This window comes from Mycobacterium sp. NGS26 (assembly GCF_059813025.1).
Map to the genome: position 1 here is coordinate 975,452 of NZ_JCALDU010000002.1, position 15,253 is coordinate 990,704.

The window sequence follows — 15,253 nt, forward strand, 5'->3', positions numbered from 1 at the left end:
GATGCCCGTTCAGTGGAACACCGTGTGCACCCGGCGGCGCGGCGCCCCGATACTCGTGCCATGAGCGCTGGCGCCCCGGTGGACCCCGGTGAACTCCGGGCCAACCTGCGCCGCGCGGACCCCGGCGTCCTTGTCGCGGTGCTGGCGCAACTGACCGGGGACCACGGGGTCGTCGACCGTTTCGCGCCGAGGATCGCCCACGTGCCCGACCCGCCGGAGCGGGCGGGTGTCACCGACCCCGAGACCGCGGTGGCGCTCGTCGACGCCGTGGCCGTCGCGGCGCGATCGCCGCGGCCGGCGGCCGCCCTGGCCGCCGATGACCCGGGGCTGTTCGCACGAATCGCTCCGGTGGCGCTCGGGGGAGTTGTCGGCGCGGAGTACCTCCCGCTGCTGTTGGAGCAGGGCGGATTCCAGCCGCCACAGCCGGTGCTGCCGCGCACCGCCAAGCTCCCCGACGGCTTCCGGGTCGCGATCATCGGCGCGGGCATCGCCGGGCTGACCGCCGCGCTGGCGTGCGACGACGCCGGCATCGAATACCAGATCGTCGACCGCAACGACGAGGTCGGCGGCACCTGGTACACCACCACGTATCCGGGCATCGGCGTGGACACCCCGTCCGCGTATTACTCGTTGTCACGCGACATCAACGGTGATTGGTCCAGCTATTACCCGATGGGCGCGGAGTACCAGTCCTACCTGGTGACCGTGGCCGACAAGAACAACCTCCGTCGGCGCACCAGGTTTGGCACCGAGGTCGACGCGCTGTGGTGGGACGACGAGCACAACCGGTGGGAGATCCACGCGGTCGGACCCGACGGCACCCGCGACGTCGGCCACGCCAACGTGGTGATTCCCGCCGCCGGTTACCTCAACCGGCCGCGCTGGCCGGAGCTGGCCGGGCGGGGGACGTTCGCCGGGGTCGAGATCCATTCGGCGCAATGGGATCCCGAGCTGGATCTGACCGGCAAACGCGTCGCAATCATCGGGGCGGGCTGCACCGCGGTTCAGATCGTCGACGCGTGCGTCGACCAAGTCGCACACCTGACGGTGTTTCAGCGTCAGCCACACTGGGTGGCGCCCCGGCGGCGCCCCTCGGACGACGTTCCGGATCACCAGCGGTGGCTGGGAACCCATCTCCCGTTCTACGCGAATTGGCTTCGGCTCAAGTCGTTTTGGGGGACGGCCGACAACAACTATCCGGTGATCCTGCGCGACGCCCAATGGGCGGGCGAGCACCTGTCCATCTCGCCCGCCAACGACGTGCTGCTGCAACTGTGCCTGGACTACATCGACCGGGTCTTCGGCGCGGACAGCGAGCTCGCCCGCAAGGTCACCCCGGATTTCGCGCCCTATGGCAAGCGGATCATCCGCGACCCGGGCGGATACTACGCGGCGCTGGCGCGCGACCACGTGGACGTCGAGGCCGCCGAGCCCGCCCGAATCAACGAGGCGGGCATGGTAACCGCCGATGGCCGCCAGCTCGATCTCGACATCATCATCTACGCGACCGGCTACCACCTGGATTTCCTGTCCACCATCGACATTCGGGGCCGCGACGGCAGGAAGCTGGCCGATGAATGGGGCGACAGCCCGCGCGCCTACCGCGGCGGAACCGTGCCCGGGTTTCCGAACCTGTTCATCTCCTCGGCACCCAACTACAGCCCGGGGCACGGCGCGGGGCACAACTTCGGCGTCGAGGTGATGGTGCACTACGTCATGGAATGCCTGCAGTTGATGGCGCTGCGCAAGGCATCCGCCATCGAGGTCACGCAGCGCGCCTACGACGACTACGTGGCCGACATCGACCGGACGATGGCGGGCACCGTCTGGTGTCACACCCCGACTGCGCACACCTATTACCGTTCCGGCGGCGGGCGGATCGTCACCGCGTTCCCGTATCGGTTGGTCGACGTGTGGCGGAGCCATCGCGCTCCCATCGAAGAGGACTTCACACTGCGGTGACCGGATTGCTCGCGGGCAGAACGGCTTTGGTCACCGGCAGCAGCCGGGGGATCGGCCGCGCGGTCGCCCGGCGACTGGCCGCCGAGGGCGCCACGGTGGCCGTCACCGCCCGGTCGAGGGCACCGTCCCCATCGGCGCGCGCCGGCGCCACCTCAACCCTGCCCGGCAGCATCGGGGAGACGATCGATCTCATCGAGGCGGCGGGCGGGGATGCGTTCGGCGTGACGGCCGACCTGGAGGATCCCGAGCAGCGCGACGGCCTGCTCGGCCGGGTGCTCGACCGCGCCGGCCGCATCGACATCCTGGTCAACAACGCGGGTTTCGCCGACTACTCGCTGGTCGAGGACATGAGCCTGGAGACGTTCGACCGGACGGTCGAGCATTATCTGCGAACGCCTTTCGTCCTGACGAAGGCGGCGGTGCCGCACATGCGCGGGCAAGGGGCGGGCTGGATCGTCAACATCGGCTCGGTGACCGGGGTGGCGCCGGTGCGGCCGTACCGGGAGTACAACAAGACCTCGGGCGACGTGGTCTACGCGTCGATGAAGGCCGCGCTGCACCGGTTCACCCAGGGTGTGGCCGCCGAGCTGCTCGACGCCAACATCGCGGTGAATTGCGTCGGCCCCTCGACGGCTGTTCGCACACCCGGTGCGGCGCAGCTGATTCCGGACGCGTTCCCGACCGAGCCGGTGGAGTACCTGGCCGAGACGGTGCTGGCGATGTGTCACCTGCCCGCCGCCGAGCGCACCGGCCTGGTGGCGTTCAGCCTGCACTATCCGTGGTCGCAGCGGTTGCCGGTGCACAGCCTGGACGGGACGCGGTTGTTGCCACCGCTGAAACCGCCGGCGACGGCCAACCCACACATCGCGCCCGCGGGGGTCTAGTCAGCTCAGCACCGGCTCGGTCATCGGGCAAAAGCTGTGGCACACGCGGTCGCGGACGATCACGTCGGTGGTCTCGGGGTCGAACCAGCGGTCGACCACCGCCCAATGGATCGGATGCATGAGGTAGGAACCCATCAGCCCGTCGACGTCACCGAACTCCTGCTCGAACACATGGGTCCAGTCCGAGGTGCCGAGACTGTCCTGCACCCGGCTCAATTGCCACGCCCGAATCGCCGGGATGTAGTGCGGCATCGACGACAGTTCGTGCTCGAAGCGGGCGACGGTGGCCGCGGCGGTGTCGGGCACCACCCGGAGCAACAGCGCCCGGTAGACCGCGCCCGGCGCATCACCGCGGCGTTCGGGTTCACCCGAATAGCCGGCGCCATTGACTCGAGTCACCCCGGGCCGGGCCATCAGCGCGGCGAATTTCTCTGCCACACAGAGCCAGTGGTCCTCCGAGGTGAATCGTAGGTGCACCAGGATGTCGCCGCCGTTGCGCGCCCCGGGCAGCGTTGGCTGCACGAGCCGGCGCAGAGCCCCGGCTTCGGCAGCCGCAGTGCGTAATTCGGCGAGTAGGGCGTCACGGTCGGCGGGGGCCACATCGAGCAATCTGATCACGCTATACATCGCAGAGGCCGTCCACATCATCTGCGGCGGCGGCGAACGATCGGGACCGCTCCTGCACCAATTCGCCTATTTGCGACCACCATTCGCCCAGGGCCGGATCCGGCCTGCCTTTCCACGTCATCTCCCACCACGCCCGAACGTCGGGCAGAGTCCAGGTGATCGTGACGGTGTTGTGGTCATCGAACCAGATCGGTGGGCTGACGAGAACGTCGCGCAGGGTCATTCCCCGATCGCGGGCGCCCGGGGCGTACTCGGCGAGGTAGGTGTCGATGAAACGCCGCGCGCAACCCGGCCGGGTCACCACGCGGTCGATGACGAACACTTGGCCGCCGGCCATGAGCGCGAGACTCAGGCGTACTGCAGGGCGGGCTGCGACGCGGGACGCGCAAGCCGCAACGGCCGCGGCGGCTGCAGGGTCGGCGCGACCCGCCGCGGGCCGTCTTCGACGTTGCGCCAGATGGCCATCGCGGTCATGCGCACCGGGGCGGCCAGGCGCTGATCGAACATCATGCGATTCATCGGGCCGCACACCGACACCGCCGCGAGGGCCTCGCCCGGGCTGCCGATGGGGGCCGCGACGCAACCGAATCCGGGCAGCGACTCCTCGCGCTCGAACGCGACGCCGTGGGCGCGCACCCTGGCCAATTCGACGGCGAGCTGCGCGCTGCTGGAGATCGAGTACTTCGTCTTGCGAGCCTGCAGATCAAGCTCGCCGTCCTCGTCGCGGTAGGCCAGAATCGCCTTGCCGAGGGCCGTACAGTGCGCGGGCTGGCGGCCTCCCACCCGGGTGGGGATCCGCTGGTCACCGATCTTGTCCAGGTAGACGACGTCGGGTCCGTCGAGGACCGCGAGGTGCACGACAAGCCCCGTGGCGCGGTGCAATTCGCCCAGCAGTGGGCCGGCCGCCCGCACCAGGCGATCCTGGTGCACGGCCAGCGAACCCAGCTCCACCAGGCGCATGCCGAGCTCGTAGTCGCGACCGCTGCGCCGCAGCCAGCGCAGCTGCACCAGGCGCTCGAGCATCCGATGCGCCGACGAGCGCGGCAGGCCGGTGCGCCGCACGATCTGGGCCAGCGTCAGCCGGCCCGGCCCGTCGAACGCGTCGAGGACCAGGGAGATGCGGTCGATGACGGCCGTGGGGGTGGCTGGTTCGACGGTGTCAACGGTCATCGGCCCTCCAAGGCTGCGGGGTATCCCGGTATGGTGTATCTGGTTGGCATATTCCTATTAGGAATATAGCAGCTCGGCGAGCAGACGCAATAGCCCCCGACACACCGAGTGTCCGGGGGCCTTTGCGTCTTCTCGCGGGAATCAGCCCTTTGCGGCCGACCGGCCCGCGCGGCGGCCGTAGAAGCTGCCGTCGCCGAGCGAGATGCCGCTGGCGTAGCCCCACGCGGCCAGCCCCGCGGTCGAACGCCCCGCGGCGAAGAGCCCGGGAATGGGCTCGCCGCTGACGTGCAGCACCTCGGCGTCCAGCGAGGTGCGCAGGCCGCCCAGGGTGAAGCCGCCGGTGCTCTCCCGCAGGTCGATGGCGCCGACGGGCGAACCGATCGGCCTCAACCACTCGGGCTTCTTGTGCAGCAGCGGGTCCTCGCCGCGGGCGGCGCCCTCGTTGTAGGCGGCCACGGTCGCCTGCAGCGAACCCGGTGCCAGGCCCATGTCCCGCTCCAGGTCCGCGACGCTGTCGGCCACCCAGGTCGCGGGCCGCAGCATGAACTTGGGCGACCACGAGGCCATCGCCTCCTGCTGCGCATCGTCGTCGATGATCAGGTATGCGGTGTTGTCCTGCTGGTAGAGGGTGAGCTGGCCGACCCGGCCGGGATAGGTGTCCTCGGCGACGTAGCGCTGGCCGCGCCCGTTGACCAGGATGCCGCGCACCAGCTGTTGCGGGTCGATGAAGATCGCGACCTCGGTGGCGTCCATGTGCGCCAGGTCGGCGCCCAGCGCTTGGGCCATCCGGATCGCCTGCCCGTCGTGCTGCTCGATCGACGCGGCCGGCCGTCCCGCGATGCGCGGGGCGTACTGCGCCACCATCGCGTCGTTGTAGGCGAAGCTGCCCGTCGCGAGCACCACGCCCGAGCGCGCCCGAATCGAAAGCTCGCTGCCGTAGCGGCGGGCGCGCAGGCCGACCACCCTGCCGTCCGGCTCGACGATCAGCGACTGCACCCGCACGTCGTAGAGCGCCCGCGCGCCGGCCGCGGTGGCCGTCTCGACGAGCGGCTTCATCAGCATGTAGCCGGCGCTGGCTTCGCCCTGCTTCTTGTTCGACATCTGCGGAACGTGCCCGCGCGGAGCCGGAGTGGCAATGGTGTTGAACGGGTAGGCATTTTCGCCGCCGCTGTACATCAGCCCCTGATCGCCCATCGGCTCCCAGCCGGGCTCGGAGAAGAACTCCGCCTTGAACGGCACGCCGCACCCGACGAGCCAGTCGTAGTGGGCGACGCTGCCGGCGCAGTAATCGGCGATCCGGTCCTCGTCGGCGCCGGGCCCCATCGCGACGTTGAGGAACGCCGCCATGTTCTCGACGGAATCGCGGAAGCCGCAAGCCTTTTGCAGCGCGGTGCCACCGCCGAGGTAGATGAAGCCGCCCGCCATCGCCGCCGCGCCGCCCCACGAGCCGGTACGCTCCACAACCAACACCTCGGCCCCGGAGCGGGCCGCCTCGACCGCCGCGGCGGCGCCGGCGACCCCGTAGCCGGCGATGACGACGTCGGCCTCGTCGTCCCACGAGGTGATCGACGCGGCGGGCACCGGCCGGACGTCGGCGTCGGGCTTCATAACCGCATCACAGCCGCATCGCGGCGGGCATCTCGCCGACCCACTGGTGACCCCAGTAGCTGTCGGCGGTGATTTCCTCTGCGGTGTAATAGGTTTCGTCGACGCGCATGCCGTCGGTGCCGAATTCGATGTCCCAGTCGCCGGGGGCGCGGACGTAGAACGAGATCATCTTGTCGTTGGTGTGCCGCCCGAGGGTGGACGACAGCTGGAAGCCCTCGGCGTTGACCCGGTCCAGGGCCTGGCCGACCGCGTCGAGGGTGTCGACCTCGACCATGATGTGGACAAGGCGCGGGTCGCGCTGATGCGCGGCGGGGACGATCGCCATGCTGTGGTGTCGTTCGTTGATGCCCAGGAAGCGAACCCGCACCGGGCCGAACTCCTTCGGCAGCGGCACCCGGAACGCTCCCCGGGAGCGGAAACCCAGCACCTCGGTGTAGAAGTCGAACAACCCGTTGGGGTCCATCGCGGGAACGACGACGTGGCCCAGCCCCTGATCGCCGGTGACGAATCTCGCGCCGAACGGGGTGACCACCGGGCTGTGGTCGAGCACCGCGCCGTGAAAAACCTCCAGCGTGGTGCCGGCGGGGTCCTCGAAGGTGATCACCTCTTCCACCCGGCGCGCCTCGGCCTCGTCGGTGGACAGCTGCTTGAACGCGACCCCGGCGCCGTCGAGGGTCGCCTTGACCCGCTGCAGGGCGGGGTGGTCGCGGACCTCCCAGCCGATGGTGAGCACCCGGTCGGCCTCGCCGGGCACCACGATCAGCCGGGCCGCGCGCTCGTCCATCCGCAGGTACAGCGCCGACGGATCTGGCCCCTTACCCTCCGCGAAGCCGAGGACGCCGAAGACGAACCGCCGCCAGCGATCGATGTCGCTCGTCGAAATGGTGATGTAGCCAAGGCTTTTCAGGTCGCTCACCGTAACTCCTAAATCAGCGCCCGCAGCGGACCCTCCGGGGGTTCGATGCCCAGCGAACTCAGCGCCGACGCGTGGTAGGTGGTGCCGGGCACGTGGATGGCGTGCAGGTGGCCGACGTGCACGTCGCGCCAGTACCGCTGCAGCGGCTTGTCCATGCGCGCGGCGTTGCCGCCCGAGCGGGCGAAGATCTCGTCGACCGCCGACACCGCGCGCCACACCGCGCGGATCTGCGTGCGACGACCGGCCGCGCGGTCCGCGAACGACACCTCCTTGCCCGCGGCGACCATGTCGTAGATGCGGTCGACGTTGGCCAGCAGCTCCTGGCGCGCGGCGTTGATGTCGGCCGCCGCCTCGCCGATGGCGTACATGACGTAGGGGTCGTCCTTGATCGCGGTTCCGGTGGCCCCGACGCGCTCCCGCTGGTAGTCCAGGTGCGCGGCGAGCGCCCCCTCGGCGATGCCGATCGTCGCCGCGGAGATGCCCAGCGGGAACATCGTCGACCACGGCATCAGGTACAGCGGCTCGGTCATGCCGGCCTCGCGCTGGGCGGTGCCGTCCATCACCTTCGTCGCGTCCATGGTCCGGTAGGTCGGGACGAACGCGTCCTTGACGATGACGTCCTTGGAGCCGGTTCCGCGCAGCCCCACCACGTTCCACGAGTCCTCGACGATCTCGTAGTCCTTGCGCGGCAGGATCATGTGCAGCATCTGGGGCGGCATCAACGGGATGCCCTTGTCGTCGCCCAGCATCGCGCCCAGGATGATCCAGTCGCAATGGTCGGTGCCCGAGCTGAATTGCCAGCGGCCGTTGAAGATGTAGCCGCCGTCGACGGGCCTGGCCACGCCCTGCGGCGCGTACGGGGAGGCCATCCAGGTGTCGGCGTCGTCGGCCCAGACCTCGGCGGGCACCTTGGGGTCGGCATAGGCCAACTGGTAGGGGTGCACGCCGACGACGCCGACGATCCAGCCGGCGGCCGGGTCCAGCGCCGCGGTGGCCATCGCCGTCTCGGCCCACTCGCGGGGGTGCACCTCGAAACCCTGGTAGGCCTTGGGCTGCAGCAGCCGGATCAGGCCGGCGCCCTTCATCAGCTTGACGGTGTCGTCGGTGAGCCGGCCGATCCTTTCGGCCTCGGCCGCCTGGTCGCGCAACTGGTCGGCCATCGCCATCACCCGGTCGAGTACCCGCTCGCTCATATCGTTCGTCCTAACGTGTGGGGGCTTGGTAATGGTCTACCGCAGTCGACGCCCGGCCTGAAGGCAATCCCGGTGAGCGGACGCAAATGCGGTCAAAACGTGATGTGGAGATCGGCGCTGGCCGGCCGGGCCTGGCACGCGAGAATCAGGCCGTCCCGCAGGTCGTCGGCGTCCAGGATGTCGCACGCCGCCATGTCGACCTGACCCGCGACGACCGTCGCCACGCACGAGCCGCAGCGGCCCTCCCGGCAGGAATGTGGCGCGTCGATCCCCGCGTCCAGCAACGTGTCGACCAGGCTCTGACCGCATGGCCAGCGCAGACGATGCCGCCGACCGTCCAGCTCGACCTCGACGTGGGCGACTTCTGACATGAGCCGATGGTGGGCGATCGGCACGGCCGGGGGAGCGCGCCCGCCCGGTGGCCGGGACGACTCCCCCGAAGTGTCCGTTGACCGGGACGTCCGCGATTGCGCAGTTTGGCCAACGAGCTTGCATCGCAGAGTATTCGGAGGAGGACCGTGACGTCAGGCAGCTGATCGCGTCGTACGGGCGTGCGATCGCCGCTTAGCGGGTCAGGAACCCCAGCACCGTGCTCTCGAACGCCTCCCTGGCCTCGATCATGGCCCAGTGCCCGGAGTTGGGGAAGATGTGCAACTCCGCGTTGGGGATGGTGCGCATCGGGATGAGCGCCATGTCGGGCGGGCTCACCCTGTCGTCCCGGCCCCACGTCAGCAGCGTGGGCGCGGTCAGCTTGTGCATGACGGCCCACGGCATCGGCCGGTCCGAGGCCGCCATCGCGGCGTTCATCGCGGCGAACGCCGCCTTGCCGTACATGCGGCGCGCGGCGTCCAGCGTCGCGGGATCGGTGGCCAGCTGCCAGCGCTCCTCGACCAGTTCGTCGGTGACCAACGCCTGGTCGTACACCATGGATTTCAGCCAGTCGACGAGCCGCTGCCGGGTCGGGTCCTCGACGAACTCCTGCAGCAGCCGGATGCCCTCGCTGGGGCTGGGGCTGAAGATGTTCGTCCCGATGCCGCCGATGGTCACCAGCCGGCCGATCCGGTCCGGATTCTGGATGGCGAAGTTGATGCCGACGGCGCCGCCCATGGAGTTCCCGACGATGTGCACCTTGTCGACGCCGAGCGCGTCCAGGAACGGCGACACGGTGCCGAACGCCGTCACCATCGGGTGGCCGCCGAAGTCGTCGCTGACGCCGAAGCCGGGGAATTCCAGGATCAGGCAGCGAAAGCGCTCGGCGAAGCGGGGCAGCACCCCGCGAAAGTTGCGCCAGCCGGTGACACCGGGGCCCGAGCCATGCAGGAACAGCAGCACCGGTCCGGAATCGGGGCCGCAGTCGTAGTAGCGCAAAGCGCCCTTCGGGGTGCTGATTTCACGCAGGTCGCTTTCGACGATCGGTTTCGCGGTGTTGGCCACGGATGTCACCCTGCCATGCCGCCGCGGCGGACGGGAGCGGTGTACCGCTGACCGGCACGGCGGTCTACAGTCTGTGCGCATGCGCTTGCTGGTCACCGGCGTCGACCATGCCTGGCGCGCCGGTCCGGACGGCTGCCGGCTCAACATCATGACGATCGGGGTCGCGCCGGCCGGGCCATGACGGAGTCGGGGGCCGCCCAGTCGGTCGACACCTTGCGATGCTTGATCAGCCAGGCGTCGCCGTCGGGCACCAAAATGTCGCGATAGCGCCCGAAATGGTCGAGCCCGACATGGGTGACCACGGTGAAGTAGGACGAGACGTGGGCCTCGCCCGGGGTCAGGCCGGTGAACAGCACGTTGGCGACGTTGTGCCGCACCACCGGCTTGACGTCGGCGTTGCCGGCGACGTTTCCGGTGACGCCGCCGAGGAACTCCGCGATCTCGGAGCGGCCGCGCAGCGGTTCGGCCCCGCGGATCTCGAGAACACCGTCCGCGCAGAATGTTTCGGCGAGCCCGTCGACCCGGCCGGCGTCGCCCGACCAGTTGTAGCGCGCGAGCGTGTCGCGGATCCGTTCACGGGCGACCAGTTCCCACATCTCCATCGTCGAGAGCTTACGGATGCCTCCATTCTGCCACTTCCGCTACGGGCGGTAGCGGAATACAGTGGGTGGGTGACGACCGGCAACGGCAGCAGACATCTGCGTACCTGTCCATTGTGTGAAGCCATGTGCGGCTTGGAGATTCACGTCGAGGGCGGCCCCAAAGACGGGAGGGTCACCAGCATCCGCGGCGATCCTGACGACGTCTGGAGCCACGGACACATCTGCCCCAAGGGCGTGACGCTCGGCGCGCTGCACGACGACCCGGACCGCATCCGCCAACCGATGATCAAGGTCGACGGCCGCTGGCGGGAGGTGAGCTGGGACGCCGCGTTTCGCCGCTGCACCGAGCTGCTGACGCCCGTCATCCGCAAGTACGGGATCGGTGCGGTCACCGCCTACACCGGTAACCCGCTGGCGCATTCGTTCTCGCTGGCCCGGTATGCGGGTGTGCTGATGGGCATGTCGGGAATGCCGGTCACCTATTCGCCGGGGACCGTCGACCAGTGGCCGAAAAACCTGTCGTCGCACCTGATGTACGGGCTGTGGTGGAACTTCCCGGTGCCCGACATCGAACGCACCGACCTGATGGTGATCATGGGCGCCAACCCCGCCGCGTCGCAGGGCTCGCTGCTGGCAGCACCCGACGTGATGGGCCTGATCGACGCGATCCGCAAGCGTGGCAAGGTGATCGTGATCGACCCGGTGCGCACCCGCACCGCCGCCCGCGCCGACGAGTGGCTTCCGATCGTCCCGGGCACCGACGCGGCGCTGCTGATGGCCGTGGCGCACACGCTCTTTGACGAGGACCTGATCGATCCCGGGCCGCACGTCGACGGGGTCGAAACCATGCGACGGGTCGCGGCGGACTGGCCGCCGGAGCGGGTCAGTGCAGCCACCGGCATCGACGCGGATCGCATCCGCCAGCTGGCCCGCGAGCTTGCCGGGACGGAAAGATCCGTCATCTATGGCCGAATTGGCCTGTGCAACCAGGAGTTTGGCAGCCTCGCCAGCTGGCTGGTCGACGTGATCAACATCCTGATCGGCCACTTCGACACGCCCGGCGGGGCGATGTTCCCCCGGCCGGCGGCCTGGTCGATCACCTCGCAGCCGCTGCCCGGGCTGGAGGGCGGCGCCGCCGAATTCGGCCGCTGGCACACGCGGGTTCGCGGCGCCAAGGAGGTGCTCGGGCAGGCCCCGGTGTCGTGCATGGCCGAGGAGATCGCCACACCGGGCGACGGGCAACTCAAGGCGCTGATCACGGTCGCGGGCAACCCGGTGCTGTCCACGCCGGGCGGGGACAGGCTCGACGAGGTGCTGCCGATGCTGGAGGCGATGATCTCGATCGACCTGTGGCTCAACGAGACAACGCGGCACGCCGACGTGATACTGCCCGGGCTGTCCCCGCTGGAGCAGCCGCACCACGACGACCTCGTGTTGCTGTTCGCGATCCGCAGCATCGCGAACTATTCCGCCCCGGTGTTCGACCCGGGCGATCGCCCCCACGAGTGGGAGATCCTGATCCGGCTGACCGGCCTGTGCACCGGCACACCCGCCGAAGACGTCGACGTGGCGGCGATCGACGACGGCTTCTTCGACTACCTGGCCTTCACCCGCGGCCTCGACGGCGCGGAGCTCCGCAAGCTCTACGATCACGGCGGCCCGGAGCGGATCCTCGACCTCACGCTGCGCACCGGCCCCTTCGGGGACCGCTACGGCCAGAACCCGGGCGGGCTCACGTTGGACATGCTCAAGGCCAACCCGAACGGGATCGACTTCGGGCCGATGGTGCCCCAGCTGCCCGACATCCTGGCCACCCCCGACAAGAAGATCCGGCTCGCCCCGCAATACCTGCTCGACGACCTGCCGCGGCTGGCCGCGCGCCTGCAGCGGCCCGCCGAGCCGCTGGTCCTGGTGAGCCGGCGGCACCTGCGGTCGAACAACACCTGGATGCACAACGTGCCCGCGCTGATGAAGGGCAAGGACCGGTGCACGCTGCTGATCCACCCCGACGACGCCGCCCGCTTCGGCGTCGCCGACGACGACGTCGTCACGGTGAAGTCGGAGGCCGGCGAGATCAGGGTGCCCGTCGAGATCACCGACGCGATCAAACCCGGCGTGGTGTCGATGCCGCACGGCTGGGGGCACGGCAAGCCGGGCACCCGCATGTCGGTGGCCAACGGGTCGCCCGGAGCCAACACCAACGTGCTGTCCCCGCCGACGTTCGTCGACGAGCCGTCCGGCAATGGCGCTCTCAACGGCATCCCGGTGACGCTGATCGGCGACCACGCGCGATTTCGCGCCGGGCAAACCGCCTGAGCCTTGCGCGACACTGAAACCACGCACACGACGCCCCGAAAAGGGTGTGCGACGTTTAAGTTTCGGCGCGTCGAGCGAGTCGTCGTCACGCCCGAGTCATCACGGCGCGATGGGCCGATTCGTCCATTCCCGGTCGGCGCGGCGCGACGAGCGGAACCATCCGCCCGCCGCGCCGGTGCCGCCGTCGGTGGGGATGGTGTGGCCGGTGACGAACCCGGACAGGTCGGAGGCGAGGAAGAGGATCACTCGGGCCTGGTCGTCGGGCAGGCCCATCCGACCGACCGGAACCCACTGCGGCCACTGCGCCTGCTCCTCGGCGGAGAGCCACCGCGAATAGGGCACCTGCAGCGATTCGGTGACGTCGGGGCCGACGCCGTTGACCCGCACACCGTCGCGGCCCACCTGGACCGCGAGGCTGCGGGTGAAGTGGATGACGGCCGCCTTGAAGGCGGCATACACCGGATCCTCCGGATAGCCGCGCAAACCCTCGACGGACGACACGTTGACGATCGCGCCCGCGCGCCGGTCGATCATCGCCGGCAGGAACGCGTGGGTGACGAGGAAGACGTGGTGCAGGTTGATCCGGTAGAGCTCGTCCCATAGCTGCGGGTCGGTGTCGACGAAGTTGCCCGGGTGACGCAGCCAGTGCCCGACGTTATTCACGAGCACGTCCACCCGGCCGTAGCGGTCCAGGACGGTTCGCGCCAAGCCGGCAACCTCGTCGGCGTCGCGGACGTCGGCGACGACCGTCAGGGCCGACCCGCCGGACGCGCTGATCTCGTCGGTGGTCCGCTGCGCAAGATCGGCGTCGATGTCGACGATGACGACGTGGGCGCCGTGCCGCGCGAACAGCCGCGCTGTCGCCGCGCCGATGCCGCCGCCGCCACCGGTGACCACCGCGACCCGGTCGGCCAGCAGCCGGCCATCGATTGGCTCCATGTCCATATATTGGGCCATACCTTGGGCCGCGGTCGGAATTTGCGCAGCTGTACCCATTCTCCGGGCGGGTAAACAGTGATGAACGCGACTTTGCCAGCGGTTTTACTCACCGTTTTGCGCTGCACCGCCGGGGTACCCGATCGGCAAATAGGAGTTGTGTGCAATGGACAGCACGAAGGATCCGGAGGATCACCATCGTCGGTCCCGCCGCGGGGGGAGCAAGCGGCGCATTCACCATGGTCACAGCCCGCAATCGGTCGCGGTGTCGTTGGCCAGCCGGCTAATCGTGAAGAACGCGGTCCGCGCTTGGGCGATTCAGCCGAATCTGCACTGGCCATTGGAATACGTGGACAGCATGGCCGGTTTGCTGCCGCGCTTTCGATCGTCGGCGAGGATAGAGCCGGTACAACTCGAAAACTGTGCCGCCGAATGGATCCGCGCGCGGGGCGCATCGTCGAGCCGCGCGATCCTTTACCTGCACGGCGGCGCGTTCCTGACCTGCGGGCTGAACACCCACCGCTCGGTGGTCTGCCGCCTGTCGAAGGCGGCCGACGCCGGTGTTCTCACCGTCGGCTACCGGAAGCTGCCCTCGCATCAGATAGCCGATGCGATCGAAGACGGCATAAGCGGCCTGCGCTGGTTGCGGCAGTGCGGCTATGACGACGACCAAATTGTCGTGGCGGGTGACTCCGCCGGGGGTTACCTCGCGTTCATGACCACGCTCGCCGCGATCCGGACCCATCTTTCGAGGCCGGCGGGAATCGCCACGGTTTCGCCCTTCACGGACCCGGATCCGGAGCGCAAGCTCAGGCACCGGAACGCGCGCAAGTGTTCGATGTTCACCCGCGGGGCCTTGTCGATGTTCGCCCGCTACCTCGGCGAGGTACAGCTGCCGACGGGCCGGGGGAGCTCCCGGGCCCGCGTGGTCTCACCGGTGGACGCCGACCTGTCCTCGCTGCCTCCGGTCACCATCCACGCGAGTTCGGACGAGTTGTTGCTGCCGGACGCCGAGCTGATGGCGAAACGTCTGGAAGCCAGCGGAATTCGCTGCGATCTACATCTTTGGGACGGACAGGTCCACGACTTCCCGCTGGCCGCCGACATCCTGCCCGAAGGCAGGCGGGCCATCCGGTACATCGGGGACTTCGTCAAGGACGTCACCGCCGACACCGGCGTCGGCTGGCGCGAGCCGCTCGCCGCTACCGCGGGATAGCGCCACCGCCGTCGGCGCCGCGAAAGCGTTTGCGGCGCAAGCTTATTCGGAAAACTATTCGGAAACCGTCTCGGCCTGTCGCCGTTATTCGTATTCCTCGGGCTCGTCGAATTCGGGGTCTATCAGGACGGTCTCGCGTTGCTCCTGCCAGTCGGACGCAGCCGCCTCCAGGGGCACGTCGCCGTCGTCCTCCCAGGATGCGGCGTCGTCATCCTCGTCGGGCAAATCGGAGGTCGGCCGGTGTTGGTCAACGGCATCCGCGACGGGCACGTCGTCGGGGAAGTCATTGTCGCTGTCCTGCATGGACGGCGGATTACCCGCCACCGCGGCATTGAAAACCGGTGCGACGACTTGACCTGCAATCGGCGCCCATGCCGATAAAGTTGGCG

The 15,253-nt window shown here is 69.0% G+C and carries 15 protein-coding genes; 4 read left to right on the forward strand and 11 right to left on the reverse strand.

What is annotated here, in order from left to right; all coding sequences use genetic code 11:
* The first annotated feature begins 60 nt into the window (after positions 1–60).
* Entirely contained in the window at positions 61–1,962 is a 1,902-nt protein-coding gene (locus AC5Y6X_RS10545; protein ID WP_499986362.1) for a flavin-containing monooxygenase, read from the forward strand.
* On the forward strand, positions 1,959–2,846 hold the full coding sequence (locus tag AC5Y6X_RS10550; protein ID WP_499986363.1) for an SDR family NAD(P)-dependent oxidoreductase: 888 nt from the start codon (positions 1,959–1,961) through the stop codon (positions 2,844–2,846). Before AC5Y6X_RS10545 ends, AC5Y6X_RS10550 begins: the two co-directional genes overlap by 4 nt.
* Here the strand turns inward: AC5Y6X_RS10550 and AC5Y6X_RS10555 are convergent, their stop codons facing one another.
* The 9 genes from AC5Y6X_RS10555 to AC5Y6X_RS10595 form a co-directional block, all read right to left on the reverse strand.
* On the reverse strand, positions 2,847–3,473 hold the full coding sequence (locus AC5Y6X_RS10555; RefSeq protein ID WP_499986364.1) for a Dabb family protein: 627 nt from the start codon (positions 3,471–3,473) through the stop codon (positions 2,847–2,849).
* Positions 3,466–3,810, reverse strand: coding sequence for a hypothetical protein (locus AC5Y6X_RS10560; protein WP_499986365.1), 345 nt, complete (start codon positions 3,808–3,810; stop codon positions 3,466–3,468). Before AC5Y6X_RS10560 ends, AC5Y6X_RS10555 begins: the two co-directional genes overlap by 8 nt.
* A gap of 11 nt (positions 3,811–3,821) precedes the next feature.
* A complete protein-coding gene (locus tag AC5Y6X_RS10565) occupies positions 3,822–4,643 on the reverse strand; it encodes an IclR family transcriptional regulator (protein ID WP_499986366.1) in 822 nt (273 codons plus the stop codon).
* Positions 4,644–4,784: 141 nt separating this feature from the next.
* A complete protein-coding gene (locus tag AC5Y6X_RS10570) occupies positions 4,785–6,251 on the reverse strand; it encodes an FAD-dependent oxidoreductase (RefSeq protein ID WP_499986367.1) in 1,467 nt (488 codons plus the stop codon).
* A 7-nt stretch (positions 6,252–6,258) separates the two neighbouring features.
* Entirely contained in the window at positions 6,259–7,167 is a 909-nt protein-coding gene (gene bphC / locus AC5Y6X_RS10575; protein ID WP_499986368.1) for a biphenyl-2,3-diol 1,2-dioxygenase, read from the reverse strand.
* An 8-nt stretch (positions 7,168–7,175) separates the two neighbouring features.
* Positions 7,176–8,360: an acyl-CoA dehydrogenase family protein gene (locus AC5Y6X_RS10580; RefSeq protein ID WP_499986369.1), complete on the reverse strand. Its 1,185-nt coding sequence runs from the start codon at positions 8,358–8,360 to the stop codon at positions 7,176–7,178.
* Positions 8,361–8,452: 92 nt separating this feature from the next.
* Positions 8,453–8,731: a 2Fe-2S iron-sulfur cluster-binding protein gene (locus AC5Y6X_RS10585; RefSeq protein WP_499986370.1), complete on the reverse strand. Its 279-nt coding sequence runs from the start codon at positions 8,729–8,731 to the stop codon at positions 8,453–8,455.
* A gap of 193 nt (positions 8,732–8,924) precedes the next feature.
* Positions 8,925–9,803, reverse strand: a complete 879-nt coding sequence (locus tag AC5Y6X_RS10590; RefSeq protein WP_499986371.1) for an alpha/beta fold hydrolase — start codon at positions 9,801–9,803, stop codon at positions 8,925–8,927.
* Between the two features lie 137 nt (positions 9,804–9,940).
* Positions 9,941–10,396, reverse strand: a complete 456-nt coding sequence (locus tag AC5Y6X_RS10595; RefSeq protein ID WP_499986372.1) for a nuclear transport factor 2 family protein — start codon at positions 10,394–10,396, stop codon at positions 9,941–9,943.
* 69 nt (positions 10,397–10,465) lie between these two features.
* Between AC5Y6X_RS10595 and AC5Y6X_RS10600 the strand changes: the two genes are divergently transcribed.
* On the forward strand, positions 10,466–12,712 hold the full coding sequence (locus tag AC5Y6X_RS10600; RefSeq protein WP_499986373.1) for a molybdopterin-dependent oxidoreductase: 2,247 nt from the start codon (positions 10,466–10,468) through the stop codon (positions 12,710–12,712).
* Between the two features lie 99 nt (positions 12,713–12,811).
* Here the strand turns inward: AC5Y6X_RS10600 and AC5Y6X_RS10605 are convergent, their stop codons facing one another.
* On the reverse strand, positions 12,812–13,651 hold the full coding sequence (locus tag AC5Y6X_RS10605; RefSeq protein ID WP_499986374.1) for an SDR family NAD(P)-dependent oxidoreductase: 840 nt from the start codon (positions 13,649–13,651) through the stop codon (positions 12,812–12,814).
* 163 nt (positions 13,652–13,814) lie between these two features.
* Between AC5Y6X_RS10605 and AC5Y6X_RS10610 the strand changes: the two genes are divergently transcribed.
* Positions 13,815–14,864 carry an alpha/beta hydrolase gene (locus tag AC5Y6X_RS10610; RefSeq protein ID WP_499986375.1) on the forward strand — a complete coding sequence of 350 codons (1,050 nt, stop codon included), beginning with the start codon at positions 13,815–13,817 and terminating at the stop codon, positions 14,862–14,864.
* 84 nt (positions 14,865–14,948) lie between these two features.
* On the opposite strand, the gene AC5Y6X_RS10615 is transcribed toward AC5Y6X_RS10610, so the two are convergent.
* The gene (locus AC5Y6X_RS10615) at positions 14,949–15,188 is read right to left on the reverse strand and encodes a hypothetical protein (RefSeq protein ID WP_499986376.1); all 240 of its coding nucleotides are present in this window, start codon (positions 15,186–15,188) and stop codon (positions 14,949–14,951) included.
* Positions 15,189–15,253 lie beyond the last annotated feature (65 nt).

Bases quoted from the DNA above. Each gene is read 5' to 3' on its own strand.
- AC5Y6X_RS10555 (WP_499986364.1), bottom strand. From the start codon at position 3,473: ATGTATAGCGTGATCAGATTGCTCGATGTGGCCCCCGCCGACCGTGAC.
- AC5Y6X_RS10570 (WP_499986367.1), bottom strand. From the start codon at position 6,251: ATGAAGCCCGACGCCGACGTCCGGCCGGTGCCCGCCGCGTCGATCACC.
- AC5Y6X_RS10560 (WP_499986365.1), bottom strand. From the start codon at position 3,810: ATGGCCGGCGGCCAAGTGTTCGTCATCGACCGCGTGGTGACCCGGCCG.
- AC5Y6X_RS10580 (WP_499986369.1), bottom strand. From the start codon at position 8,360: ATGAGCGAGCGGGTACTCGACCGGGTGATGGCGATGGCCGACCAGTTG.
- AC5Y6X_RS10605 (WP_499986374.1), bottom strand. From the start codon at position 13,651: ATGGAGCCAATCGATGGCCGGCTGCTGGCCGACCGGGTCGCGGTGGTC.
- AC5Y6X_RS10545 (WP_499986362.1), top strand. From the start codon at position 61: ATGAGCGCTGGCGCCCCGGTGGACCCCGGTGAACTCCGGGCCAACCTG.
- AC5Y6X_RS10610 (WP_499986375.1), top strand. From the start codon at position 13,815: ATGGACAGCACGAAGGATCCGGAGGATCACCATCGTCGGTCCCGCCGC.
- AC5Y6X_RS10565 (WP_499986366.1), bottom strand. From the start codon at position 4,643: ATGACCGTTGACACCGTCGAACCAGCCACCCCCACGGCCGTCATCGAC.
- AC5Y6X_RS10585 (WP_499986370.1), bottom strand. From the start codon at position 8,731: ATGTCAGAAGTCGCCCACGTCGAGGTCGAGCTGGACGGTCGGCGGCAT.
- AC5Y6X_RS10595 (WP_499986372.1), bottom strand. From the start codon at position 10,396: ATGGAGATGTGGGAACTGGTCGCCCGTGAACGGATCCGCGACACGCTC.